The organism is Micropruina sp. (genome assembly GCF_027492755.1).
Classification (GTDB): Bacteria; Actinomycetota; Actinomycetes; order Propionibacteriales; family Propionibacteriaceae; genus Micropruina.
In genome coordinates this window covers 1-2458 of sequence record NZ_JAPUED010000120.1, presented here as the reverse complement: position 1 = coordinate 2458, position 2458 = coordinate 1, and the positions used below count along the sequence as shown (strand labels likewise).

Here is a 2458-nt window from a genome sequence, read left to right as displayed (position 1 = left end):
TGTTCTTCGCCCACCAACTCGACCCCGGCAACCCGGCCTACACCACCGCCGAGGTGGTCGAGCTGAGTGGTGCCGTGGACGCCGCCGCGCTGGCCCAGGCGATCGCCGCCGGCTACGCAGAGTTCGAGCAGCTGCGGGTCGAGTTCGCCACCACCGCCGACGGTCCCCGGCAGCGGGTGCGCCCGATCGCTCCGGTCGAGCTGCCGGTGCGGGAGGCCGCCGACCGGGACGCCGCCACCGCCCTGATCGGCGCCGAGTTGGCGCGTCCGCTCGACCTACTGGCCGGTGAGGTGACCCGGACCGGGCTGGTCCTGCTGGCCGACGGCACCAGCTGGTGGTGGCACGCCGCCCACCACGTGGTGCTGGACGGCTATGGCGCTCAGCAGCTGCTGCGCCGGATCGCCGCGCTCTACGACGGCGCCGAGCCGGCTGAGCCGATCGCGCTCGCCGACCTGGTCACCGAAGACCATCGGGCGGCTGAGTCGGAGGCGTTCTGGGACGCCCGGCTGGCCACCATGACCGACCCCGCCTCGCTGGCCGGCGGGGTCGCGACGCCGCGACCACGGGCCATCCGCCGCGCCATCGACCTGGACGCCGAGGCGCAGACGGCGCTGGTGCGTGGCGCTCGCCGGCTCGGCGTCACCTGGGCCGACCTGGTCACCGCCGCCACCGGCAGCTATGTCGGACGGCTGCTCGGCACGGCGTCCGGACGAATCGGGCTGCCGCTGATGAACCGGTCGCTGCCCGGAGTCGGGCAGCTGATCGCCGCCCGCACCGTATGCACGGCGATGAACGTGCTGCCGGCCGTCGTTCCCGCCCAGGGAACAGTTGCGGACGCGCTGGTCACGACCCGCGACGAGCAGACCCAGCTACGGCAGCATCCGTTCGAACGCCAGGAGTGGCTGGCCCGGCGGCTGGCCCGCCGCGGTGGACCCGAACTGTTCGGCATGCAGGTCAACGTGCTGCCGTTCGACCTGGAACTGACTCTCGGCGGGGTGCCGGGCACCGTCCGCAACCTGACCGCCGGGCCGGTGGAGGACCTCACCTTCACCCTGCGCGGCGTTCCCGGTCGCGGCCGGCGGGTGCGGCTCGAACTGGACGCCCACCCCGAGTTGTACGACGCCGACGCGCTGGATCGGCATCTGGCCCGGCTGCGGCACTGGCTGGGGGTGTGGGCGAGCGCCGAGCCGGACGCCGACGTGGGGTGGCTTCCGCTGCTGCCGCCGGAGGAATACTCCCTTGTCACTGAGGGGTTCAACGCGACAAGTTATGAGCGGCACAGTGCCACCTTGGGGCAGCGGTTCGTTGCCCAGGCGAACCGCACGCCGGACGCGACCGCACTGGTCTTCGAGGGCGAGAGCCGCAGCTACGCCGAGCTGCTGGACCGGGCTCGACGGATCGCCGGCGGTTTGACCCGAGCGGGCGTCCGGGCCGGTGACGTGGTCGGCGTCCGCCTGCCGCGCGGCTTCGGCCTTTACGAGACCGTTCACGCGATCGCCCTGCTCGGGGCGGTGTATTGCCCGATCGATCCCGACCTGCCGCCGGCCCGGGTCGAGGCGATGCTCGACGATGCCGGCGTCGTCGAGGTGGTCGTCGATCCGGATGCGCTGGCCACCGATGAGCCGTACCAGGGGGAGCCGCCCGGTGACCTGGACGCCCCGGCCTATCTGCTGTTCACCTCGGGCTCGACCGGGCGTCCGAAGGGGGTGCTGATCGGCCACCGGGCGATCGACAACCGGCTGGCCTGGATGCAGCACCACCTCCAGTTGATGCCTGGTGAGCGGGTGCTGCACAAGACCCCGATCTCGTTCGACGTGTCGATCTGGGAGCTGTACTGGCCGCTGCAGGTCGGCGGCTGCGTGGTGATCGCACCGCCGGGGGCGCACCGCGACCCGCGGGCGCTGGCCGAGCTGATTGTCACCGAACAGGTGGCTGTGCTGCACTTCGTGCCGTCCATGCTGCGCGCCTTCCTCGGCGACCGGCCGGCTCGTGAACGGGTCGCCGAAGCCCGCGTCCGGCACGTGGTCGCCAGCGGTGAGGCGCTCACCCCCGACCTGGTCGCCGGCAGCCTGAAATGGTTCGGCGTGGGGCCCACCAATCTCTACGGTCCGACCGAGGCCGCCGTCGACGTCACCGTCTGGGACTGCACCGCCGCGGATGCCGTCGACGGGCACAGCGTGCCGATCGGGCGTCCGATCTGGAACACCACGTGCTTCGTCCTGGACGCCGCGCAGCAGCCGACCGGGGTCGGCGTCACCGGCGAGCTGTGGCTGGGCGGCGTGCAGCTGGCTGACGGCTATCGAGGGCGTCCCGAACTGACCGACGAGCGTTTTGTCGACACCGAATGGGGACGGCTGTACCGCACCGGCGACCTGGCCGCCTGGCGTCCGGACGGCGCGCTACGCTACCTGGGCCGCACCGACGACCAGGTGAAGATCCGCGGCCAGCGGATCGAACT

1 protein-coding gene is annotated in these 2458 nt (G+C 72.2%); it reads left to right on the top strand.

Translation table 11 applies throughout. The features are described from left to right. Positions 1–2458, top strand: a 2458-nt coding sequence (locus tag Q0066_RS08570) for an amino acid adenylation domain-containing protein (RefSeq protein WP_298132016.1), incomplete at both ends; no start/stop codon positions are given.